Source organism: Stenotrophomonas sp. B2 (assembly GCF_014947095.1).
In the GTDB taxonomy this organism is placed as follows: Bacteria; Pseudomonadota; Gammaproteobacteria; order Xanthomonadales; family Xanthomonadaceae; genus Stenotrophomonas; species Stenotrophomonas maltophilia_P.
Map to the genome: position 1 here is coordinate 75,582 of NZ_JADCQA010000011.1, position 22,984 is coordinate 98,565.

Sequence of the window (22,984 nt, forward strand, 5' to 3'; positions counted from 1 at the left end):
GACTGACGTCATGGTGAGATCGGTCACGATGACCTCCGGCAGGGCCGGAGAGCGGGCATGACAAAAGGCCAGCAACCCAGGCTGGCCTTGTCGAAGTGGCGCGACGCGCCGACCGCTTACTTCATGCGGTAGGTGATGCGACCCTTGGTCAGGTCGTACGGGGTCATTTCAACCTTGACCCGGTCACCGGTGAGGATGCGGATGTAGTTCTTGCGCATGCGGCCGGAGATGTGGGCGATGATCTCGTGCCCATTTTCCAGACGAACGCGGAAAGTGGTGTTCGGCAGCGTCTCGCTGACGGTGCCCTCGAACTCGATGGAATCGTCTTTCGACATGTAGTCCTGTGCGGTTCAGAAAACGGCCACGCTGGGCCTAAGGCGCAGTATTTTACGCGGGACGCGGCCGGCTTGCAAAGTTTATGTTAACCCCCGGCCAGGACGCGGGCCGGCAAGCGGCCCATGTGCCGGGCCCACGGGCCTTCACGCCCCGGGCAGCGCACGGCCTGCCGCACGTGGTCCAGAAACGCGGCGCGTGGCAGGTGCACCGCTCCCATCCGCAGCAGATGTGGATTCTCCACCTGTGCATCGATCAATTCCCAGCCCCAGCCATGCAGGGTGGCCGCCAGCGCGGCCAGCGCGATCTTGGAGCCGCCGCTGGCGCCGCTGAACATGCTTTCGCCGAAGAACACCGTACCGATGGCCACGCCATAGATGCCACCGACCAGGGTCTGCCGGTCCCAGACCTCGACGGAATGGGCGAACCCGAGGTCGTGCAGCCGGCTGTAGGCCTCGACCATTGCCGGGCTGATCCAGGTGCCGTCCTGTCCGGGGCGCGGCGCGGCAGCACAGGCGCGCATCACCTGGCTGAAGGCGGTGTCGGCAGTCACCTCCCAGTGGCTGCCGCGCAGCTGGCGGCGGAAGCGGCTGGACAGGTGTACGCCGGAGGTGCGGAACACCATGCGTGGGTCCGGTGACCACCACAGGATCGGCTCGCCGTCGCTGAACCACGGGAAGATGCCGCCGGCATAGGCATTCAACAGGCGTGCAGGATGCAGGTCGCCGCCTACGGCCAGCAGGCCGTCGGGACTGCGCAGCGCGGTTTCAGCGGGCGGGAAGGGGGCGTCCGGCGCATCGTCCAGGCGCCAGGGCAATTGACGGGTCATGCCGGGAGTGTAGCGATGCCGGCGCATCCATTCTGCGGCGGCGCTAGTCCTGCGTGCGGAACGGGCTGTGTTGCTGCAACGTCTGCTCATAGCGCCGCACGTCCCTGCGCTCCTGCCGGCACCAGTCCTGCAGAGCTTCTGCGAAATCCGCATCGGCCACCCTGTGCCGGCTGCGCACCCGCGTCGGCAGGAAGCCGCGCGCCAGCTTGTGTTCGCCCTGTGCGCCGGGCTCGAAGCGGGTCAGGCCTTCGCGCAGGCAGTACTCGATGCCCTGGTAGTAGCAGGCCTCGAAGTGCAGGCCAGGCAGGGTAGCGCCACCCCAGTAGCGGCCATACAGCGTGTCGCCCCCACGCAAGCACAGGGCGCCGGCAATCGGTTCGCCGTCCTGTTCGGCCAGGAACATCACCAGGCCGCGCCCGAGGCTGCTGGCCAGGTGGCGCAGGAAGGGCTCGGTGAGCGCCGGTGCATTGCCGTACTCGACGAAGGTCTGCAGGTAGAAACGGTACATCGCCTGCAGGTCGGCACGGCTGGCCTCATCGCCGTGCACGACGCGGAAGCCGATGCCCTGGCGGGTGACCCTGGCGCGCTCCTGGCGGATGTTCTTGCGGTGCTTGTGGTCCATGGCGCCAAGGAACTGATCGAACGTCGTCCAGTCGCCCGGGTTCTGCCACTGGAACTGGATGTCCTCGCGCAACAGCCAGTCATCGCCGAACAGCGCTTCATCCGCTGCGGTGTGGAAGTTGATATGCGCCGAGGACACGCCCAGCGTGGGCAGCGCCCCGCGCAGGGCCGACAGCACGCCCGCGCGGGCTGGATCGTCCCGGGCCAGCAGCCGCGGTCCGGTCACCGGCGAGTACGGCACGGCGCCGAGCCATTTCGGGTAGTAGTCGCGGCCATGCCGGGCATAGGCATTGGCCCAGGCGTGGTCGAACACGAATTCGCCGTGGGAGTTGGTCTTCAGGTAGCCGGGAATCGCCGCGACCAGGACGTCGCCCTCCCACAGGGTGAAATGCCGTGCCTGCCAGCCCCAGTCCCCGCGCAGGCAACCGTGGGCTTCGAGTCCGGCCAGGAACGCGTGGCTGACGAAGGGATTGCGGCCATCATGCAGCGCGTCCCAGTCGGTGGCGGTAACGGACTGCAGCGAGTCGAGGAAACGGGGGGAGGGCATGGGCCAAGGATAGGTCAGAAGAAAACAGAAAGGCCGGCGCTTCCGCGCCGGCCCCCAGGATCAGTCATGGCGTGGAGCAATCTTCAGCCGGCCTTGCCCTGTGCATCCAGATAGCGCTCGGCATCCAGTGCGGCCATGCAGCCGAAGCCGGCGGAGGTGATGGCCTGCCGATAGTGCTGGTCGGCCACGTCGCCCGCGGCGAACACGCCTTCCACCGAGGTCTGGGTGGCGTTGCCGCCCAGGCCCGAGCGGATTTCCAGGTAGCCGTTGTTCATCGCCAGCTGGCCATCGAACAGGGTGGTGTTCGGGTGATGACCGATGGCCACGAAGAAGCCGTGCGCGTCGATGTCGCGGGTGCTGCCGTCCAGGGTGGACTTCACGCGCACACCGGTCACGCCGGCATCGTTGCCCAGCACTTCCTCGACCTGGTGGTGCCAGACGGTTTCGATCTTGCCGGCCGCGACCTTCGCGAACAGCTTGTCCTGCATGATCTTTTCCGCCTTGAGGGTGTCGCGGCGGTGGACCAGGTAGACCTTGCGGGCGATGTTGGACAGGTACAGGGCCTCTTCCACCGCAGTGTTTCCACCGCCGACCACGACCACGTCCTGGTCACGGTAGAAGAACCCGTCGCAGGTGGCGCAGGCGGACACGCCGCGGCCCTTGAAGGCCTCTTCGGTCGGGATGCCCAGGTACTTGGCGGTGGCGCCGGTGGCGATGATCAGGGCGTCACAGGTGTATTCGTGACTGTCGCCGATCAGCCGGAACGGGCGCTGGGACAGGTCGGCGGTGTGGATGTGGTCGAAGATGACCTCGGTCTCGAAGCGCTCGGCGTGAGCCTGCATGCGCGCCATCAGGTCCGGGCCCATCAGGCCATGGGCGTCACCCGGCCAGTTGTCGACCTCGGTCGTGGTCATCAGCTGACCGCCCTGCTGCAGGCCGGTGATGACGACCGGCTTCAGGTTGGCGCGGGCGGCGTAGACCGCAGCGGTCCAGCCGGCCGGGCCGGAACCGAGGATGACAAGCCGTTGGTGGCGGGAGGGCAGGCTGGTGCTCATGTAAACTCGCGAAAAGGTAAGTGGGACAAGGCGCTGGCGATGTTTGCGCAGCATCCATGGCAGGTCATAGAGTGGCGGCTGGGGCAGGGCGATTCAAGCCGATGAACAGAACGCCGTCGCCCATCGACGGTTTCCGGCCCCGGAGGGCGCCTCGCAGCGTCGCATAACTGAAAACTGACGCCGTCTCATTTATTATCAATCACTAACAGCGCATTCCAAAGGTATGGTCTAAGGTGGCGAAGCAGGTCCCCGAACGCTCCAAGTCCGACGACAGCAAGGCGTCACGTCGCACGGCCGCGGCGGCGGCGACGACCGACAACCCCCGCCGCCAGCGCCTCTGGCGCGACCTGGGCCTGATCGCGATCGCGCCGGCGCTGCTGTACCTGGCGGCAAGTCTGTTCACCTACTCGGCGTCGGACCCCGGCTGGTCGCATACCGGCAGCGTGGTCGCGCCGGTGCACAACATGGGCGGCCGCGCCGGTGCCTGGATCGCCGACGTGCTGCTGCAGTTGTTCGGCTACATCGCGTTCCTGCTGCCGGTGGTGCTCGGCGCGCTGGCCTGGATCGCCATGTTCGGCCTCAAGCGGGAAAGCAAGGGCGAGAACGACCTCGATCCGGCCCTGCGCCTGGTCGGTCTGGTCGGCTTCCTGATCGCCGGCACCGGCTTCCTGCATGTGCGCCTGTTCAATGGTGATGTGTCCAGTGCGGGCGGCATCCTTGGCAAGCTGGTGGGCAACTCGCTGACCGTCGGGTTCGGAGCGCTGGGCGCGAACCTGTTCGTGCTGGTGCTGCTGCTGGCCTCGATCACCCTGGCCACCGGCCTGTCGTGGTTCACGGTGATGGAGAAGATCGGCCGTGGGGTGATGTCGCTGGCGCCGCTGCTGGAGCGCAAGAAGGAACAGGCGACCGAGTGGAAGCAGACCCGTGCCCTGCGCGAGGAGCGCCAGGAAGTCCGCAAGGCGGACGCCGAGGTGCGCGCCAAGCGCGAGCCGGTGAAGATTGAACCGCGCCCGGAACCGGTGATCGAGAAGAGCGACCGGGCCAAGCGTGACAACCAGATACCGATGTTCCGCGGCGTCAACGGCGATGGTTCGGACCTGCCGCCGCTGGCCCTGCTGGATGATCCCAAGCCACAGCCCAAGGGCTACGACGAGGAGACGCTGGAGACCCTGTCGCGGCAGATCGAGTTCAAGCTGAAGGATTTCCGCATCGATGCGCAGGTGGTCGGCGCCTATCCGGGCCCGGTCATCACCCGCTTCGAGATCGAGCCGGCGCCGGGCATCAAGGTCAGCCAGATCAGCTCGCTGGACAAGGACATCGCCCGCGGCCTGTCGGTCAAGTCGGTGCGCGTGGTCGATGTGATTCCCGGCAAGTCGGTGATCGGCCTGGAGATTCCCAACGTCACCCGCGAGATGATCTTCCTGTCCGAGCTGCTGCGCTCGAAGGAGTACGACAAGGCCTCCAGCGTGCTGACCCTGGCGCTGGGCAAGGACATCGCCGGCCGCCCCACCGTGGCCGATCTGGCGCGCATGCCACACCTGCTGGTGGCCGGTACCACCGGCTCGGGCAAGTCCGTGGCCGTCAATGCGATGGTACTGAGCCTGCTGTACAAGGGCTCGCCGAAAGATCTGCGGATGCTGATGATCGACCCGAAGATGCTCGAACTGAGCGTCTACCAGGGCATCCCGCATCTGCTCGCGCCTGTGGTCACCGACATGAAGGAGGCCGCCAACGGCCTGCGCTGGTGCGTGGCGGAGATGGAGCGCCGCTACAAGCTGATGAGCGCGGTGGGCGTGCGCAACCTGGCCGGCTTCAACAAGAAGGTGAAGGACGCCGAGGACGCCGGCCAGCCGCTGATGGACCCGTTGTTCAAGCCGAACCCGGAGCTGGGCGAGGCGCCGCGCCCGCTGGAGACGCTGCCGTTCATCGTCATCTTCATCGACGAATTCGCCGACATGATGATGATCGTCGGCAAGAAGGTCGAAGAACTGATCGCACGTCTGGCACAGAAGGCACGTGCAGCCGGCATCCACCTGATCCTGGCCACCCAGCGTCCGTCGGTGGATGTGATCACCGGCCTGATCAAGGCCAACATTCCCACCCGCATCGCGTTCCAGGTGAGCTCGAAGATCGACTCGCGCACCATTCTCGACCAGTCCGGCGCGGAGACGCTGCTGGGTCACGGCGACATGCTGTACCTGCCTCCGGGCACCGCCATGCCCGAGCGTGTGCACGGCGCGTTCGTCTCCGACGATGAAGTGCATCGCGTGGTCGAGCATCTCAAGGCGATGGGTCCGGCCGATTACATCGAGGGCGTGCTGGACGAGGTTCAGACCCTGGGGGACGGCGTGGTGGTGGGTGCCACCGGCCTGCCGGAAACCAGTGCCGGCGGCGACGAGTCGGATCCGCTGTATGACGAGGCGCTGAGGGTGGTCACGGAGACCCGCCGCGCGTCGATTTCTGGCGTGCAGCGCCGGCTGAAGATTGGCTACAACCGTGCGGCGCGACTGATCGAGGCCATGGAAGCGGCCGGCGTTGTCAGTGCGCCCGAGCACAATGGCGACCGGACGGTGCTGGCACCGCCGCCGCCGAAGTAAGGCCCGACGTACCTCCACGACGTCCAAGGATCCGACGAATGCTTCATCCCGTACCACGCGCGCTGGCGCTGGCGCTGGCTGGCCTGATGGCCGCCAGCCCGGCCCTGGCGGAGACCGCCACCCCCGCGCCCGCTACGGCGCCGCCTTCCACCAGCGGCGATACCGAAGCCAGCAACAACTTCAGCATCGTCCGCTATCGCGCCGACTACCAGGTGCGGCCCGACGCAGGCAATGTGCAGACCGAGACCTACGAGGTCCTGCTCAAGACCAAGGCCTCGGTCGAGCAGTTCAGCCAGGTGCGGCTGAGCTACAGCGAGAAGATGGAGACGCTGGAGGTGCTCGACGCCTACACCATCACCGCCGATGGCCAGCGCCGTGACGTTCCGGCAGATCGCATCTACACCCAGGAAAGCTATTCCAGCGCCTCGGCAGCGATGTACGCCGACCGCAAGGTGCGGGTGATCGTGTTCCCGAACCTGGCGCCGGGCACGCGCCTGTATTATCAGGTGCGCCGCACCCAGGCCACGCCGTACTTCCCGGGCTACTTCGGCCTGTGGGAGACCTTCAATGTGTTCACCGAATACGAGGATGCCGAGGTGACGCTGAGCGCACCGGCCAACCTGCCGATGTTCGTCGACAGCCGCGGCGTGCAGGGCAGCGATCGCCCGGTGGTGAGGAACGGCCAGGCGCAGTGGCGCTGGCGCTACCAGCGCCGCGAGGCGATGCAGGCGCAGAACTGGTCGGCCGCCGGCTGGGAGTTCGGCCCGAACATCATGGCCAGCACCTATCGTGACTGGGCGCAGATGGGCCGGGCGTACCAGCTCAAGGCCGGTCCCGCCGCGCAGGTCACGGCGGAGATCCAGGCGCTGGCCGACCAGGTCACCGCAGGCATCGGCGACCGTCGCTCGCAGGCCGATGCGCTGTACCGCTGGGTCGCTCAGAACATCCGCTACGTCGCGGTGTACCTGGGCAATGGCGGGCTGGAGCCCAACAGCGCGCAGAGCATCCTCGACAACCACTATGGGGACTGCAAGGACCATGTGACCCTGCTGGAAGCCCTGCTGGCCGCCAAAGGAATTGCCAGTTCGCCGGTGCTGATCGGCGCCGGTGGCGGGCCGACGCTGCCGAAGATTCCGGTGCTGGGGCGCTTCAACCACGCCATCACCTACATTCCCGAGTTCGATCTGTACCTGGATTCGACCACCGCCTGGGCGCGCTTCGGCCAGTTGCCCGAGGGCGACCTGGGCGCGCCGGTGATGCGCACGGCCGACGCGAGCCTGGCACGCACGCCGGCCAATGGTCCGCAGCGCAACGCAACCTCGATGGAGGTGCGCTTCACGTTCGATGCCAACGGCAATCTGCGTGGCGAGACGATTCCGCAGCTGGGCGAGAATGCGGAGATCGGCATGCGCGCACAGTTCGCCCAGCTCAATGCGCAGAATCGGGCGCGCGCCGAGGAGTCGATCATGGCGGCGTCCGGTTTTGATGGCCGCGGCCAGCTGCAGCTGCAGGGCGTCCCGGTCGATCTGACCCGGCCGTTCGGCTACCGCATGGCCTTCCAGGCGGAAGACTACGTGGACTTCAGCGTGGCCGGGGGCATGGCGGTGCCGGATCCGCCAGGCGGCGAGTCGGTGCGCGGGCTGTACGCTACCGCGTCTGCACCGGCCAACGAGACGCCGTTCTACTGCAACGCGAGCCTGCGTGAAGAAACCTATCGCCTGCAGTTCCCGGCCAACGCGCCGATAATCGCCGTTCCGGCCAGCCAGCGTTTTGCCAATGCCGCGGGCGAGTACCGGGTGGACTGGAGCCGGCAGGGCCAGGAGGTGATCGTCCACCATCGCCTGCAGCAGAATGCCGTGCGTGGACCGGAGGCACTGTGCCAGCCGCAGGACTACACCGCGTTCCGCGCGCTGTATCGCGAAGTGCGTCGCGGCTTCCGCGGGCAGGTTCTGTACGGAAGGCTGCCTGCGCCGGCCAACTGAATCGCCGATGGACGTGCGGGGCGGCATAATGTCGCCCTGATCGCCCATTCATCTTTGCCCGGGCACACTGACATCCACCTTTCCTTGCGCCCGCGCCCACAGGATTCCCGCATGAACGTCCGCCTCCGCCGTATTCTTGCCGCCAGCACTCTCGCCATGGCCTGCGCCGCCGCGGGCAGCGCGTGGGCGGGTGCCCGCGATGACCTGAAGAACTTCACCAGCGGCCTGAAGGGCCTGGATGGCCAGTTCAGCCAGCAGGTGTTCGACAGCCGCGGCAAGGTCAAGGAGTCGACCAGTGGCCGCGTGGCACTCTCTGCCCCGCGCCTGTTCCGCTGGGAGTACGTGCGGCCGCATGAACAGCTGATCGTGGCCGACGGCAAGAAGGTCTGGATGTACGAGCCGGACCTGGAGCAGGCCACCGTGCGCGAGCAGGGCAAGGAAGAGCAGAACAGCCCCTTGACCGCGCTGATCAACCCGGCGCTGCTGGAGCAGCAGTACGACCTCAGCGAGGAGGCGGCACAACGGGATGGCCTGCAGTGGCTGTCGCTGTCGCCGAAGCGCGATACCGAGGCCAGCTTCCAGTACGCTGCACTAGGCTTCAACGCCCAGGGGCTGGCGAGGATGGAGATCACCGACGCGGTCGGCCAGCGCACCGTGATCAATTTCAGCGGCTGGAAGCGCAACCCGACGTTCGCGGCCTCGACCTTCCGCTTCAGCCCGCCGGCCGGCACCGACGTCATCGGCAACTGATGCGTGACGCCGGGCATGGCCCGGCGCTACCGATGTGCGCATTTCGCCGATCCGCCGGGCATGGCCCGGCGCGACCGACGGGGGGCGCGGTACAATGAGCGGGTGCCAAGACAACGCTCCACTTCTTTCCCCGGCCCCGATCTGCTGAGTGTCGATCGGGAGCACCTGCGCCCGCTCGCCGAGCGCATGCGTCCGCAGACCCTCGATGAAATGGTCGGGCAGAAGCGCCTGCTCGCTCCGGACAGCGCACTGCGCCGGGCGGTCGAGTCCGGTCGCGTGCATTCGATGATCCTGTGGGGCCCGCCGGGCTGTGGCAAGACCACGTTGTCGCTGCTGCTGGCCGAGTATTCCGATGCCGAGTTCCGCGCCATCTCCGCCGTGCTGTCCGGCCTGCCGGAGGTGCGCCAGGTCCTGGCAGAAGCGGCGCAGCGTTTCGCCGAAGGCCGGCGTACCGTGCTGTTCGTCGATGAGGTGCATCGCTTCAACAAGGCGCAGCAGGACGCGTTCCTGCCGCATATCGAGCGCGGCACCATCCTGTTCGTGGGTGCCACGACCGAGAACCCGTCCTTCGAGTTGAACTCGGCGTTGCTGTCACGCTGCCGTGTGCACGTGCTGGAGGCGGTCTCGCCCACCGACATCGTCGAGGCACTGCAGCGGGCGCTGGGCGATCGCGAGCGCGGCCTGGGCCAGGAGTCCATCGAGGTTGCGCCCGAGCTGCTGCTGGAGATCGCCACCGCTGCCGATGGCGACGTGCGCCGCGCATTGACCCTGCTGGAAATCGCTGCCGAGCTGGCGGGGGGCGAGGGCGGGCACATCACCCCGCAGACGCTCACCCAGGTGCTGGCCGACCGTACCCGCCGTTTCGACAAGGGTGGCGAGCAGTTCTACGACCAGATCTCGGCGTTGCACAAGTCGGTGCGCAGTTCCAATCCCGATGCGGCGCTGTACTGGCTGACCCGCATGCTCGACGGCGGCTGTGATCCGTCGTACCTGGCGCGCCGGCTGACCCGCATGGCGATCGAGGACATCGGCCTGGCCGATCCGCGAGCACAGAGCATGGCGCTGGAAGCGTGGGACATCTACGAACGGCTGGGCAGCCCCGAAGGCGAGCTCGCGTTCGCCCAGCTGGTGCTGTACCTGGCCAGCACCGCCAAGTCGAATGCAGGCTACGCGGCGTTCAACCAGGCCAAGGCCGACGTGCGCCAGAGCGGTACCGAAGAGGTGCCGCTGCACCTGCGCAACGCGCCGACCAAGCTGATGAAGGAACTGGGCTACGGTGCCGAGTACCAGTATGACCACGATGCGGAAGGCGGGATCGCCCTGGATCAGACCGGCTTCCCCGATGCGATGGGCGAGCGCGTGTACTACAACCCGGTGCCGCGCGGACTGGAGATCAAGCTGAAGGAAAAGCTCGACCGGTTGCGCGCCGAGCGCGAGGCGGCGCGGGCGGCGAAGCGGCGTTGATCGCCGTTATGCAACCAATCCGATTGTCGGGTCCACGCTGATTCGAGAGAATCCCCGGTTCACTTCTCAAGGATGACGTTCATGCAGGACATGACTCTGGCGTTGAAGCGCTACGCCCAGTTCGAGGGTCGGGCCAATCGCCGCGAATACTGGATGTTCCAGCTGTTCCTGTTTCTGGTGGCCACGGCGGTGTCGCTGCTGGCTGGCGTGCTGGCGATCCTCATGCGCTCCAGTCCGGATGCACTGAGCGCCATCCTGATCGGCACGATGGTGCTGCTGGGCCTGATGTGGCTGGCGACGATCGTGCCGCTGATCGCCGTCACCGTGCGCCGTCTGCATGACTGCAACCAGTCCGGCTGGCTCTATCTTCTGGCATTGGTGCCGATGGGCGGCCTGGTGATCCTGGTGTTCGCTCTGCTGCCCGGCACGCCGCAGGAAAACCCGTACGGCCCCGTGCCTGCGGGCCCTTGACGCGGCACCCGCCGGGCAGCGCCCGGTCCTGGGAATCGGCCCTCCCGCCTTGGCGGGAACGAGATGATGCGTCCCATGACGCCGCGATATCGCGCGCGTGATACACAGTGTGACGTTTGATCGTTGTGATAATCATTCGCGTTTAAGGTAGACTGCGGTCCCTTGTGAAACAGCGGCCCAGGCCGCTGACGTCGCCCGCCGATGAAGCATTTCGTCCTGCCTCCGCACCGTGGTCCGCTGGCCCGCGGCCTCGCCGTCCTGATGATGGGTCTGCTCCTGGCTACCCCGTATGCGTACGCGCAGCAGCGCAATCCGCTGCAGAAGATCGGCCACACCGTGCTGGATGAGCCGGCCGCCAGCTATCGCTTCGAGCATTTCGTGATCGACAGTGCCGACACGCAGCGCCGCTGGCGGGTGAATCTGGCGATTCCGGTCCGCGCCTCCAGTGCACCTTCGCCGGTGTTGTACGCGCTGGACGGCAATGCGGTGGCGATGGTGCTCGACCAGCCGCTGCTGGCTGAACTTGCAGCACTCAAGGCGCCCCCGGTGCTGGTGCTGATCGGCTACGACAATGATCTGCGCATCGACTCGAAGGCGCGGACCCGTGACTACACGGCATGGATCGACCGCGCCGACGATGAGAGCGGCGCAACCCAGGCGGTCGGCGGGGGCGCTGCGGCGTTCCTTGATGTGATCGAACGCCGCATCAAGCCCGAGGTGGAGCGTCGCGCGCGCGTCGACACCGGGCAGCAGGCGCTGTGGGGGCACTCGCTCGGTGGCCTGTTCGTGCTCAACGCGCTGTACACCCGGCCGGCCGCGTTCCAGGCCTATCTCGCCGCCAGTCCCTCACTGTGGTGGGCGCAGGGCGCGGCGCTGGGCGATCCCGAACAGCAGTTCGTGCAGAACGTCCATGGGCAGCCGGCCAGGGTCTGGTTGATGCTGGGAGGCGCTGAGCGCGTCGGCGACCGCGGCAAGCGTGACCTGAACAACCCGCGGGTGGTCGCGCACCTGCGCCGCATCGGCGGCGCCACGCCTGACGCGGCGATGCAGTTGTCCGAGCGGCTGCGCCGGGTGCCGGGGCTGAGCGTGCAGTACCGCGAGTTTCCTGGCCTGGGCCATGGCCCGATGCTGCCGGCGTCCTTCCACGCGGCGCTGCATGAGCTGTACGGGGTGACCGATCGCAGTGCAGGCGATGGCGCCAGTGCAACGGATGGGCCGTCCAGCGAATGAATCCCTTCGCGCGGCGTGCCGTGCGACCCCACTACCCAGGCGAGGCTGCCCGCGTGCAGCGGCCCAGGCAACCGATGAATCCCGCGCCACGTGGCGCGGCCTACGTGTGCAAGGAGCCTGTCATGTCGTTCCGTTCCTCCCTTCGTCCTTCGCTTCGCTTCACCACTCTGGCCACCGGCCTGCTGCTGGCCGTCGCGGCCACCGCGCAGCCGGTATTCGATCAACCGGCCAACGCCACGTTCAAGGGCCAGGTGGTCTCGCGCGGCGACAATGTGGTGCCGGGCAGCACCGCCGATGTGGTCGGTCGCGGCTTCGTGCCGGGCCAGAAGGTCAGCCTGCTGCGCGGCGACAGCGTGTTGAACGCCCAGCCGGTGGTGGTTGATGCCGATGGCAACTTCAAGACCCAGCTGGCCATTCCCGCCGATGCCGTGCCGGGCACCCATCCGGTCGTGGTGCGGGCGAGCCAGCCGGCCGCCGCGACGGTGCTGAAGCTGCGCGTCTCGCCGCAGCTGCCGCTGTCGGGCCAGGCGCAGTTCACCACCCAGTCCAACAAGCTGGTGCCGGGCCTGTACCAGTCCGCCTACAGCGCCGCCAGCAATGCGCTGTTCGTGACCTCCGCGGTCGGCCGGCCGCCGGTGACCCAGTCGCAGCTGCTGAAGATCGACCCGGCGTCGCTGAAGGTCAGCAAGGCGATCACTCCGGCGCAGGTGCCGGGCAGTACCAACGGCGCGGTCTATGCGGTGTACGGCGTGGGCGTGGATGATGCCAACGGCAACGTGTGGGTGACCAATACCCGTCAGAACAGCGTGGCCGTCTATCGCCAGAAGGATCTGTCGCTGGTGCACCAGTTCCCGGTCGATGCGGTGCCGCATGCGCGCGACGTGGTGATCGATGGTACCCGCGGCAAGGTGTTTGCCTCGGCCACCGGTGAGGATCACCTGTCGGTATTCGATGCGAAGACGTTCAAGGAGCTGCCCGCGGTGACGCTTGAATCGGGGGTGGATGACGGCAAGTTCACGCCGATGAGCCTGGTGCTGGACGAGAAGGGCGGCAAGCTGTTCACCGTCAGCATCGGCACGCCGGAGGCGGCGGTGATCGACGTGGCCAGCGGTGAGGTCGAGAAGGTGATCGATCTGGGCAACTCGATCAGCGCGTCGGGCGTGGCGTTCGACGCGGCGCGCAACCGGTTGTACGTGGCGTCGCAGGGCACCGACAACCTGCTGATCGTCGACGTCGCAGCCGGCAAGGTGCTGCACGATGTGCCGGTGGGCGCGGGTGCGCTGAACGTCGCCTTCGATGATGCATCCGGCCTGGCCTATGTCAGCAACCGTGGCGCCGGCACCGTGACCGTGGTCGACCGCGAGGGCAAGGTGGTCGCCAACCTCGACGGCGGCACTTTGCCGAACCACGTCCGTGCCGATGGCAAGGGCAACGTGTTCGCGGTGAACAAGTCGCGCGGCGCTGAAGACCCGAAGGGTGACCGCATCACCCGCATCACCCCGAAGCAGTAAGTCAGACGGCAGGGCGGCGCGCGTCGCCCTGCCAGCAAGGAGAACGTCCATGAACATCGTGCCCCGTCTGCGCCTGTGCGCACTTCCGTTGGCTGTTTCGCTGGCACTGGCGGCCTGTGGCGGCTCGTCGGCTCCCTCCGATGCCAAGAAGCCTTCCGAACCGCTGCCGGCGGCAATGGCGGCCGCCGCGGACACCGCGTTGCCGGCAGGCTGGAAACGCGTGGCCGGTGCCGAGATGCCGGCCGTGCATGACCAGAAGGCCGTGCTGCCGGCCAAGGTGCATTCCGATGACGGCGCCGATATCGCGGTGACCGACACCAGCCGGATCATCGCCGGTGGCGACGACGTCATCGCGGTGATCGAGGCGCTGGGGCTGGGCAAGCAGGTATTTGCCGCCCCGACCAACACCACCACCGAGGCTGGCCGGGCTGCGCCGCACCAGTTCCTGTTCAACCGCACCACGGGTGTGGAGGGTGTGCTGAGCCTGCGGGGTTCGCTGTTCCTGGGCAACAGCCTGCGCCGCCACACCGAGCTGGCGAAGAAGCTGCGCGAGGTGGGGGAGCCGGCGGTGGTCATCGACGATCTGCAGCCGGCGCCGGACAAGGTGCGCAAGGTCGCCGCCGCACTCGGGCTGGCCGAAGCAGGGCAGACGCTTGCCACGCAGGTGCAGCGTCAGCTGGATGAGGCCGCAGCGATCGGCCGGGGCCTGGGCCATGCGCCGCGTGTGATCCATGTGTCGGCCACCGGTGCCGGTGGCGCACCGACCGTTGCGGGCGCCGACAGCGCATCGGCGCAACTGATCGCGCTGGCCGGCGGCGTCAACATCGGCACCGAAGCGGGAGTGAAGAACTACTCGCAGCTGAGCAATGAGGGCGTGGTCGCCGCGGCACCGGAGGTGATTCTGGTGACCGAGCACGATCTGCAGCTGTTCGGCGGTGCCGAGGGCCTGTGGAAGTCGTACCCGACGCTGAAGCAGACACCGGCCGGGCAGGCCAACCGGGTCTGGGTGATGCCGGATGTGCAGCTCAAGTACACCAGCGTAGGTTCCGGGGCTGGCGCACTGGCGCTGGCGCGGGCGCTGGCGGCGCTGCCGAAGGCATGAGTCCGGCGGACCGGCGCCGTCGTCGCGGGCGGACGATGTTGATGGTGGCGATGCTGGCACTGCTGGCCGCCATTCTGGCCTCGTTTGCGGTCGGGCCACTGCGCTTGCCACCGCTGGAGGTGCTGCAGGCGCTGGCGGTGAAGATGGGGCTGCTCGATCCGCAGGCGGTGAGCAGCCGCGACCTGGCGGTGGTCTGGCAGCTGCGCATCCCGCGCGCCCTGTTGGGCGCGGTGGTGGGGGCATCGCTGGCGATGGCCGGTGCCAGCCTGCAGGGCCTGTTCGGCAATCCGTTGGCGGACCCGGGCATTGTCGGCGTCAGCCAGGGCGCCGCGCTGGGCGCGGTCGCCGCCATCGTGCTCGGTGCTGCAGGTGCGGCCGGCTGGTTGGTGCCGGTGGCCGCGTTTGCCGGCGGTGCGCTGGCGATCGGCCTGACCTACGCGCTTGCCCGGCCGGGCAAGGGCAGTGGCAATGCCACCCTGTTGCTGGTCGGCATCGCCATGGCGGTGTTCTGCTCGGCGCTGATCGGTTTCCTGACCTACATTGCCAGCGAGAGCGAACTGCAGTCGCTGGTGTTCTGGCAGATGGGTTCGCTGGCCCGCGCCAGCTGGAGTGATGTCGCCGCCGTGGTGCCGTTGTTCGCCATCGGCGTGTTCGCGCTGCAGCGCCTGGCAACGCCACTGGACATGCTGGCGCTGGGGGAACGCCAGGCCCAGCATCTGGGCCTGGACGTGGCACGGACCCGCCGCCGGCTGGTGGCGTTCAGTGCCCTGCTGGTGGGTGCGGCCGTCGCGTTCGCCGGTTCGATCAGCTTCGTCGGCCTGGTGGTGCCACACGTGGCGCGCATGCTGGTGGGGCCGGGGCACCGCTGGTTGCTGCCCCTTTCCGGCCTGCTGGGGGCGCTGCTGATCGTGGTGGCCGATACGGCCGCGCGCACGCTCGACCCGCCGGCGGAAATTCCGCTGGGCCTGTTCTCGGCTGCACTGGGTGCACCGTTCTTCCTCTGGCTGGTGCTGCAGCAGCGCCGCAAGGCAGCCCCATGACGGGCCTGCTTCAACTGCGCGATGTCGTGGTGCGGCGCGGACAGCGCGAGATCCTGCACGGCATCAACCTGGCGTTCGAGCCGGCGACGGTCACTGCACTGGTCGGGCCCAACGGCGCTGGCAAATCGACGCTGCTGGCTGTGGCTGCGGGCGATCTGCATGCCGATGCGGGTGAAGTGAGCCTGCTTGGCAGGCCGCTGGCCGGCTACAAGGCCGGTCCACTGGCGCGCGAGCGCGCGGTGATGCCGCAGGAGCACGGCGTGCGCTTCGCCTTCAGCGTGGAGGAGGTGGTGGCGATGGGGCGCCTGCCACACCCGCCCGATCCCGTACGCGATGACACGCAGGTGGAGGCCGCGATCGACGCAACCGAACTGCAGGCGCTGCGCCTGCGCGAGGTGCAGCACTTGTCCGGTGGCGAATCGGCCCGGACCACGTTCGCGCGCGTGCTGGCGCAGGATACGCCGCTGCTGCTGCTCGACGAGCCGACCGCTGCGCTGGATCTGCGCCACCAGGAGCGTACGCTACGCAGCGTGCGTGCCTGTGCCGAGGCCGGGGCGTGCGTGATCGTGGTGCTGCACGACCTGAATCTGGCCGCCGGCCATGCCGACCGCATCGTGCTGCTGGAGCAGGGCAGGGTGGCCGCCGATGGCTCACCCGCGCAGGTGTTGACCGTGGACACGCTGCAGCGGGTCTACCAGCAGGACGTGGTCGTGCTGGAGCATCCGAAGCGGGGCGTGCCGCTGGTGGTGGTCACCTGATCCGGGCGGCGAAAGGAATCCTCATCGTTCCACTGGTGCGCGCAATCAGCACTTGCGCGCCAGATTGGCAGGTCTAGAATGCGCCCCATGAACCGGATGCCGCTCCTGAAGTTTTTCACCCTGACCCGCGCAAGCGCGGAACGGGCGTGTCTGCCTGGAGCTCGACGGGGCCGCTGAATCGGCCACCGTTGGACCATCCACAGAGCGCCCTCCGGGGCGCTCTTTTCGTTTCCGCAGTCCCTTTCATCCACCCGCTGCACCGCAAGGAGAACGTGCCATGCACCAGATCGCCGAGACCGAACGCTAGCCGCGCACCCTGTCGCCAACCGGGGTGCGCGGCCCCCGAAGTTGGCTTGCAGGAACCCATCACATGAACACCCAGATCCTTTCCCGTCGTCGCAACCTCGGCATCATTGCCCACATCGACGCCGGCAAGACCACGCTCACCGAACGACTGCTGTGGAAGAGCGGCGAGATCCACCGCGTCGGTGAGGTCCATGACGGCAACGCCACCACCGATTTCTCGGCGATCGAGCGCGAACGTGGCATCACCATCGGCGCAGCAGCCGTGCAGGCGCAGTGGGCGCCGCGCGATCTGCCGCCGCATCGGCTGACCCTGATCGACACCCCGGGCCACATCGATTTCGCCATTGAAGTCGAGCGTTCGCTGCGGGTGCTCGACGGTGCCGTCGCGGTGTTCTCTGCCGTGGATGGCGTGCAGCCGCAGTCGGAAACGGTGTGGCGCCAGGCGCGCCGGCACCGGGTGCCGTTGATCGCCTTCGTCAACAAGATGGATCGTGTCGGCGCCTCGTTCGAGCGCGTGCTGGAGCAGCTGCGGGACAAGCTGCAGGCGCGGCCGTGGGCGCTGGGTGTGCCGCTGGGCAGCGAAAGCGACTTCAGCGGCTGGGTCGATCTGGTAGATGAGCGCGTGCTGCAGTGGCGCGACGGCGGCGTGGTGACCATCACGCCGTGGGATGACGCTGCACGCAGCCAGTGGCAACCGCGGCGCGACGCGCTGGTGGAGGCCGTGGCCGACCATGACGAGGGTCTGGCCGATGCGTGGCTGGAAGGCCGGGTGATCGATGCGGAACTGCTGCGCGCGGCACTCCGGCGGGCGACGCTGGCCGGTGCGGGCGTGCCGGTGCTTGCGGGTGCGGCGTTCAAGGACAAAGGCATCGAGGCGCTGCTGGATGCGGTGGTCGATTACCTGCCTTCGCCGTTGGATCGGCCTGCCGTCACTGCCGAAGGCGAGGCCGGCGACGTGCTGCTGCCGCCGGATCCGGACGGTCCGCTGGCGGGCCTGCTGTTCAAGATCACCCATCAGCAGCACGGTGCGCTGAGCTTCGTGAGGCTGTATTCGGGAACGCTGAAGGCAGGCGACGCTGTGGCCAGCTCGCAACATCCGCAGGGTCGGCGCGTGAGCCGCCTGGTGCGGGTGCAGGCAGACCAGACCCATGACATCGAGCAGGCCGTGGCCGGTGACATCGTCGCGGTGCTGGGCTGGAAGGATGCAGTCAGCGGTGAAACGCTGAGCGCACGCGATCAGCCGTTGCGCTTGGAGAGCATCCAGGCACAGGCGCCGGTGCTGGCGTGGCGCCTGGAACCTGCGCGTGCAGCGGACCTGATCCGCATGGCGCAGGGGCTGGCCAGCCTCGCCCAGGAGGATCCGTCATTCCGCGTGGAGACCGATCGCGAGAGCGGCGAAACGCTGGTATGGGGCATGGGCGAACTGCACCTGGAGGTGATGGTCGAGCGCCTGCGCAGCGAATGGAAGATCGATGTCGGCATCGGTTCGCCGCGCGTTGCCTACCAGGAAACGCCGTTGCGCGCGGTCTCCGGCGTGGTCGGCAGGGTCGTCAAGCAGAGCGGTGGCCAGGGCCAGTTCGCCCATGTGGTGCTGGACGTGGCGCCGCGCGAGGATGACCAGGTGGTGTTCAACGATCGCATCGTGGGAGGCGTGATCCCCCGTGGTTTCATCGCAGCGGTGGAGAAGGGTGTGCGTGCGGCGCTGTCGGAAGGACCGCATGGGCATCCGGTCGTGGGCATCGAAGTGACCCTGGTGGACGGCCAGACCCATGCCAAGGATTCCTCGGACATGGCGTTCCACCGGGCCGGCAGTGAGGCCGTCAGGGCCGCGCTGGCCAGTGCCGGCACGCAGGTGCTGGAGCCGGTGATGGCGGTAACGGTGCATTCGCCCTCGGCGTCGGTGGGCGACGTGGTCGGCGACCTCAACCGTCGCCACGGTCGCGTCGCGCGCATCGAGGACCAGGAGGGCCGTGCCGAAGTGAGCGGCTTTGCACCGTTGGCGCAACTGGTGGGCTACACCACTGCGTTGCGCTCGCTCAGCCAGGGGCGCGCCAGCAGTGAATCGCACCTGCACGGTTACGAGCCGGTACGCGCTGCCTGAAGTGTGCAAGGGGCCCGTTCGCGGGCCCCTCTTGCTGCCGGCGAGCGGCGGCAGGGCGCATTGCATTGCAACAAAAGTGTAGAAAAAGCTGGATTAAAGTGATGCCTCACGATAAATTGCGCACCCGTCGTTGCTTGCCGCTGTCTGCCCCCACTCATGCGTGATGACAAAGACCCCGGAACCCTGGAGCTGACCCTGCCGCGCAAGCGCGGTCGTCCGCCCAAATTCGGGTACGCGATGAGCGATGCGCAGCGCGCCGCGCGTTACCGCGCACGCAGGTCGGGCCAGGCCAACCACGCCGATGTGCGCTCCTGCAGTGACATGGTCCTGCTGGACAAGATCCGCGCCGCGGTCAGTGCGCGCGACACCGAATTGGCGGGCTTCCTTGTCCACGTCCTGTGGCAGCGCTATCCGCTGCAGCTGAAATAAGTCAGTGCCGGGGTGGTGGTCGTCACCCGGCTTGTTGATAATGCGGGATTCAGGTTGTTCCCGCTGGCGCGCCCGGGATGGCAGGCGCGCATGATGATACGGTTCCTACGATGACCACCAGCGACACCACCACCGAAGCGGCGCAGGCCGGCACCCCCCTGTTCTACACCCGTCCGGTGCCGCTGCAGGCTGATGTGCACGCCGACCTGCGCATCCTGCCGGGCAAGCTTGATTTCGCCGCCGGCAACAACGCCATTCCGCTGGTGCTCGGCGAGTTCTCGCTGGCACTGCACCATTTCCCGATCCTGTTCGCCGGCCCCGGCGCCGTTCCGATGGCTGCCGTCGGCGTGACCAACGAGAACCTGTTCATCAAGGACGGGCTGTGGGAAGACGAGGCCTACGTTCCGGCCTATCTGCGTCGCCACCCCTTCATCTTCATCGACACCGGCGCGGACAACGATTTCCTGCTCGGCATCGATGAAGCGAGCCCGCGCGTGGTCAAGGGAGGCGAGGAAGGCCAGGCGCTGTTCGCCGACGGCAAGGCTACCGACATGGTGCAGCAGGCGCTGGAGTTCTGCGGCCAGTACACCCGCGAGCACGAACAGACCCAGGCCTTCTCCAAGGCGCTCATCGAAAAGGGACTGCTGGTCGAGCGCAACGCGACCGTACGCGCTCCGAACGGCCAGGAGTTCAACCTCAACGGCTTCCAGGTGGTCGACGTCGAGAAGTTCGTCGCGCTGCCCGAGGAAACCGTGATCGAATGGCACCGCAGCGGCTGGCTGGCCCTGATCCACCAGCACCTGATGTCGCTGGGCCGCTTCAACGACCTGACCCGTCGCCAGGTCGAACGCCTGGCAGCCTGAGCGGGCTGAAGGGCCGGGCTCCCGCGCAGCGGGGCCCGGTCCGTGCGGGACGTCAGCGCAGTGACTGCGGAACGCGCCGCAGCTCGCGGGTGTCATATCCCATCGCGGCGATGCGTTTCACCGCCTGCGCATAGTCCTCCGCAGAGACCTGCGGGGTGCGCGCCATGTACCACACGTAGTCGCGCTTGCTACGCGCCACGATGGTCTGCTGGTAGTCGCTATCGATCCAGGCAATGACGTACTCGGCCTGAATGGGCCATACGAACTGCATGCCCCAGATGGCGCCGTTGCCTTCCTTCTCGACCCTGCCGATCGGGTGCATCGATCGCTGGGGTGCGTCGAAACTGCCCTTGCGATACGTGAAGGTGGTCTGGATGCGGCCGTCCGGCCGCGGCGCGTAGCTTTCAATGGCGTCAAACGCTTCGCGTTCCGGCCAGGAAGGGATATGGGCGATGACGTACCAGTCGCCCATGAAGCGGGGAACGTCGACCGCCTGCGGTCGCGGCAGAGGGCGCAGGTCACTTGAACTGCAGCCGGTGCCGAACAGGGCGATCGCCAGGAACGAGAGCAGCGGAAGGGGGCGCATGGTGACCTCAACGTGGCCGGAACAGGTAATGGGCAACCAGCCACTGCTGGCCGTTGTCGTAGCCGAACAACTCGGCGCAGGCCATCCAGAACATGCGCCAGCGGTTCCACCATTGCCTTGCCGCCGGCCTGCCATAGGTTGCCTCCAGGATCGGCATGATGCGTTCACGCGCGGCATCCTGGTTCGCCAGCCAGTGGTCAGCCGTACGCTGGTAATGCGTGCCATCCAGCAGCCAGCGCCGCTGCAGGCGCAGGTCCTGCTGGAAGTGCAGCAGAGTGTCGGCAGCGGGCATCAGCCCACCCGTGAAGAAGTGCCGCCCCATCCAGTTGTCGCCGCCTTCGGTTTCAAAGGGGTACATCAGGGTGCGGTGGGCGAAGATGTGCACGAACAGCGCGCCGTCGGGCTTCAGCCACTGCGCGATGCGTGACATCAGCTGCGCATGGTTGCGGACGTGCTCGAACATCTCCACCGAAACGCAGCGGTCGAAACGGCCGGCGGGCAGCTCCAGCCGGTTCACATCGCAGGTGATCACCTCGACATTGCCCAGCCCGCGCAGCCTGCACTGTTCAAGGATGTGCTGGCGCTGGCTGTGCGAATTGGACACCGCCGTGATGCGCGCGCCCGGGAAGCGCTCGGCCATCCACAGGGTCAGCGAACCCCAGCCACACCCCAGTTCAAGGATGTGCTGCCCGTCAGCCAGGCTGGCACGCTCGCCGTAGAGCTCGAGCATGGCGACTTCGGCTTCGTCCAGGGTCTCGCGACCGCTCGGGTAGTAGCAGCTGCTGTATTTCAGGCGCTTGCCCAGGCAGGCCTGGAAGAATGCGGCGGGGACTTCATAGTGTTGCCGGTTGGCGGCATCGACATGAAGCGCGACCGGGCTGCCGGCCAACTGCTCAAGGCACTGGTTGAAGCGCGCGGACTGCGCCTCGATGCCCCCGGCACTCTCTTCCTGGAGGCGTTGGGCGCACAGCCGGCGGATACCGGAGCGCAGGGCCACATCCGGAATGAGGCCGCGCTCGGCCCAGGCGATCAGCCCGGTTTCCGGATCGGCAGGCGTTGCGAGTGATGTGGCGACAGTCATGGCAGGTGCTCCTTGGACGAACGCGGGAACCACGGGAAGAACATCGGCGTGCTGCGCTGGTAGTCGCGGTAGTCCTCACCACGGCTGCGCAACGCCTGCTTTTCGGTGAAGGGAATGCCGCTGAGATAGCGCAGGAACAGGTACATCAGCACCGGTCCTGTCCAGGCAAGCCAGCCCAATGGTGAGCCGACCGCGAGCAGGACGTAGGTGAACCAGTGCAGCCATTCGAAGAAGTAGTTGGGGTGCCGCGAGTACCTCCAGAGGCCGGTGCGGCAGGTGCGCCCCTTGTTGGCCGGGTCGGCGCGGAACCGTGCGAGCTGATGGTCGGCCAGCGCCTCGCCGCCGACGCTCAACAGCCAGACTGCGGCAGCGGCGGCAACCCAGCCCGCCGCGGCGGGCGAGTCGTTGCTGGCGACGGCCACGAATGGCAGGGAGAACAGCACGATCAGCAGCGCCTGGGCGATGAAGAAGCCGAAGATCTTGCCCTGGTGGCTCTGCCAGTGATCTCGCAGGTATCGGTAACGCCCGTCTTCGGCCTCGCGCCGCACGCGGCTCCACAGGTGCAGCGCGAGTCGGCCGCCCCACAGGCCGCCCAGCACCGCAAGGGCCACACGCGGCAGCGCGGCGCCGTCACCGAGCAGGGCCAGTATCAGCGCTGACGCAGCGACGCCCTTCGCCCACAGCACATCGACGATGCCGATGTTGCGGTGACGGCGTTGCCATGCCCATCCCCAGGCCATGATGAGCAGGGCATACAGGGCAACCCAGGGCAGGGCGTTCATGGTCGGGCTCCGGCAAACGGTGGGCGGATGGCCAGCCTCGACCAGCGACGCGCAGCGATACACAGCAGCGGCAGGGCGATGCTCCAGCCGATACCCAGCGTCAGCAGGCCTTTCCAGGCCGGGGGCGAAAGCTGCACGGCGTCGAAGCCGCGGCTGGCGGACAGGTACGCCAGCGGGGCAAGCAGCAGGCCAAAGCACACGGGGAGCGCCGTGTTCCGCTGCAGGAAGGCCATCGATGCATTGATCGTCATCGCGAAGGACGCCCAGAGTGCGAGGATCCAGGGCGGTGGCATCCAGCTCAGGGGCGCAGCGGCATAACGCACCACGCCCGTGGCGGCAGCGGCGCCATCGACCAGCCACGCACAGGCCAGGGCCAGGAACAGCAGGCGGAGCTCGACCCGGGGCAGGGGACTGGTGCTGAGCTGGCTGGCCACGAACAGTGTGGCGGCCAGCAGTGCTGGCCATTGCAGCCCGCGCCCGGCGCCAGCGACCGCGCACAGCCAGACCGCCTGGTTGCCGAGCAGATTGAGCCAGGTGCGGCGCATG

At 67.4% G+C, this 22,984-nt stretch carries 21 protein-coding genes; 13 read left to right on the forward strand and 8 right to left on the reverse strand.

What is annotated here, in order from left to right:
* Positions 1-116 precede the first annotated feature (116 nt).
* From infA to trxB, 4 genes are all read right to left on the reverse strand, one after another.
* Positions 117-335: a translation initiation factor IF-1 gene (gene infA / locus IMX13_RS13950; protein WP_005409596.1), complete on the reverse strand. Its 219-nt coding sequence runs from the start codon at positions 333-335 to the stop codon at positions 117-119.
* Positions 336-421: 86 nt separating this feature from the next.
* On the reverse strand, positions 422-1,162 hold the full coding sequence (gene aat, locus IMX13_RS13955) for a leucyl/phenylalanyl-tRNA--protein transferase (protein ID WP_193396557.1): 741 nt from the start codon (positions 1,160-1,162) through the stop codon (positions 422-424).
* A gap of 43 nt (positions 1,163-1,205) precedes the next feature.
* Complete coding sequence (locus IMX13_RS13960; RefSeq protein ID WP_193396558.1) at positions 1,206-2,330, reverse strand: GNAT family N-acetyltransferase; 1,125 nt, start codon at positions 2,328-2,330, stop codon at positions 1,206-1,208.
* Between the two features lie 83 nt (positions 2,331-2,413).
* Positions 2,414-3,385 carry a thioredoxin-disulfide reductase gene (gene trxB / locus IMX13_RS13965; RefSeq protein ID WP_053517948.1) on the reverse strand — a complete coding sequence of 324 codons (972 nt, stop codon included), beginning with the start codon at positions 3,383-3,385 and terminating at the stop codon, positions 2,414-2,416.
* Positions 3,386-3,618: 233 nt separating this feature from the next.
* On the opposite strand from trxB, the gene IMX13_RS13970 reads away from it, so the two are divergent.
* The 13 genes from IMX13_RS13970 (at position 3,619) to IMX13_RS14030 (ending at position 19,989) form a co-directional block, all read left to right on the forward strand.
* On the forward strand, positions 3,619-5,982 hold the full coding sequence (locus IMX13_RS13970; protein ID WP_053517949.1) for a DNA translocase FtsK: 2,364 nt from the start codon (positions 3,619-3,621) through the stop codon (positions 5,980-5,982).
* Between the two features lie 38 nt (positions 5,983-6,020).
* Positions 6,021-7,964, forward strand: a complete 1,944-nt coding sequence (locus tag IMX13_RS13975) for a DUF3857 domain-containing protein (RefSeq protein ID WP_065182197.1) — start codon at positions 6,021-6,023, stop codon at positions 7,962-7,964.
* 111 nt (positions 7,965-8,075) lie between these two features.
* A complete protein-coding gene (gene lolA / locus IMX13_RS13980; RefSeq protein ID WP_065182198.1) occupies positions 8,076-8,714 on the forward strand; it encodes an outer membrane lipoprotein chaperone LolA in 639 nt (212 codons plus the stop codon).
* Between the two features lie 186 nt (positions 8,715-8,900).
* Positions 8,901-10,178 carry a replication-associated recombination protein A gene (locus IMX13_RS13985; protein ID WP_227255445.1) on the forward strand — a complete coding sequence of 426 codons (1,278 nt, stop codon included), beginning with the start codon at positions 8,901-8,903 and terminating at the stop codon, positions 10,176-10,178.
* A gap of 81 nt (positions 10,179-10,259) precedes the next feature.
* Positions 10,260-10,649, forward strand: a complete 390-nt coding sequence (locus IMX13_RS13990) for a DUF805 domain-containing protein (RefSeq protein WP_065182200.1) — start codon at positions 10,260-10,262, stop codon at positions 10,647-10,649.
* Between the two features lie 201 nt (positions 10,650-10,850).
* Entirely contained in the window at positions 10,851-11,879 is a 1,029-nt protein-coding gene (locus tag IMX13_RS13995) for an alpha/beta hydrolase-fold protein (protein ID WP_065182201.1), read from the forward strand.
* Between the two features lie 122 nt (positions 11,880-12,001).
* Positions 12,002-13,390, forward strand: a complete 1,389-nt coding sequence (locus IMX13_RS14000; protein ID WP_128988579.1) for an ATP-binding protein — start codon at positions 12,002-12,004, stop codon at positions 13,388-13,390.
* Between the two features lie 49 nt (positions 13,391-13,439).
* The gene (locus IMX13_RS14005) at positions 13,440-14,492 is read left to right on the forward strand and encodes an ABC transporter substrate-binding protein (RefSeq protein WP_193396559.1); all 1,053 of its coding nucleotides are present in this window, start codon (positions 13,440-13,442) and stop codon (positions 14,490-14,492) included.
* Positions 14,489-15,532, forward strand: coding sequence for an iron ABC transporter permease (locus IMX13_RS14010; protein WP_193396560.1), 1,044 nt, complete (start codon positions 14,489-14,491; stop codon positions 15,530-15,532). The genes IMX13_RS14005 and IMX13_RS14010 overlap by 4 nt, the downstream gene beginning before the upstream one ends.
* On the forward strand, positions 15,529-16,290 hold the full coding sequence (locus IMX13_RS14015) for a heme ABC transporter ATP-binding protein (protein ID WP_193396561.1): 762 nt from the start codon (positions 15,529-15,531) through the stop codon (positions 16,288-16,290). The genes IMX13_RS14010 and IMX13_RS14015 overlap by 4 nt, the downstream gene beginning before the upstream one ends.
* 370 nt (positions 16,291-16,660) lie before the next feature.
* Positions 16,661-18,697: an elongation factor G gene (gene fusA / locus IMX13_RS14020; RefSeq protein ID WP_193396562.1), complete on the forward strand. Its 2,037-nt coding sequence runs from the start codon at positions 16,661-16,663 to the stop codon at positions 18,695-18,697.
* 156 nt (positions 18,698-18,853) lie between these two features.
* On the forward strand, positions 18,854-19,126 hold the full coding sequence (locus tag IMX13_RS14025; protein ID WP_019659661.1) for a hypothetical protein: 273 nt from the start codon (positions 18,854-18,856) through the stop codon (positions 19,124-19,126).
* Positions 19,127-19,236: 110 nt separating this feature from the next.
* Entirely contained in the window at positions 19,237-19,989 is a 753-nt protein-coding gene (locus IMX13_RS14030) for a SapC family protein (RefSeq protein WP_053518557.1), read from the forward strand.
* A gap of 52 nt (positions 19,990-20,041) precedes the next feature.
* On the opposite strand, the gene IMX13_RS14035 is transcribed toward IMX13_RS14030, so the two are convergent.
* The 4 genes from IMX13_RS14035 to IMX13_RS14050 are packed head-to-tail and all read right to left on the reverse strand — an operon-like array spanning position 20,042 to position 22,983.
* Positions 20,042-20,575: a lipocalin family protein gene (locus IMX13_RS14035; RefSeq protein WP_065175694.1), complete on the reverse strand. Its 534-nt coding sequence runs from the start codon at positions 20,573-20,575 to the stop codon at positions 20,042-20,044.
* Between the two features lie 7 nt (positions 20,576-20,582).
* The gene (locus IMX13_RS14040; protein WP_065175693.1) at positions 20,583-21,656 is read right to left on the reverse strand and encodes a cyclopropane-fatty-acyl-phospholipid synthase family protein; all 1,074 of its coding nucleotides are present in this window, start codon (positions 21,654-21,656) and stop codon (positions 20,583-20,585) included.
* Entirely contained in the window at positions 21,653-22,438 is a 786-nt protein-coding gene (locus IMX13_RS14045; protein WP_065182210.1) for a DUF1295 domain-containing protein, read from the reverse strand. Before IMX13_RS14045 ends, IMX13_RS14040 begins: the two co-directional genes overlap by 4 nt.
* Positions 22,435-22,983 (reverse strand): DUF2878 domain-containing protein, encoded by a 549-nt coding sequence (locus IMX13_RS14050; protein WP_193396564.1) that lies wholly within the window; start codon positions 22,981-22,983, stop codon positions 22,435-22,437. Before IMX13_RS14050 ends, IMX13_RS14045 begins: the two co-directional genes overlap by 4 nt.
* Position 22,984: the final 1 nt, after the last annotated feature.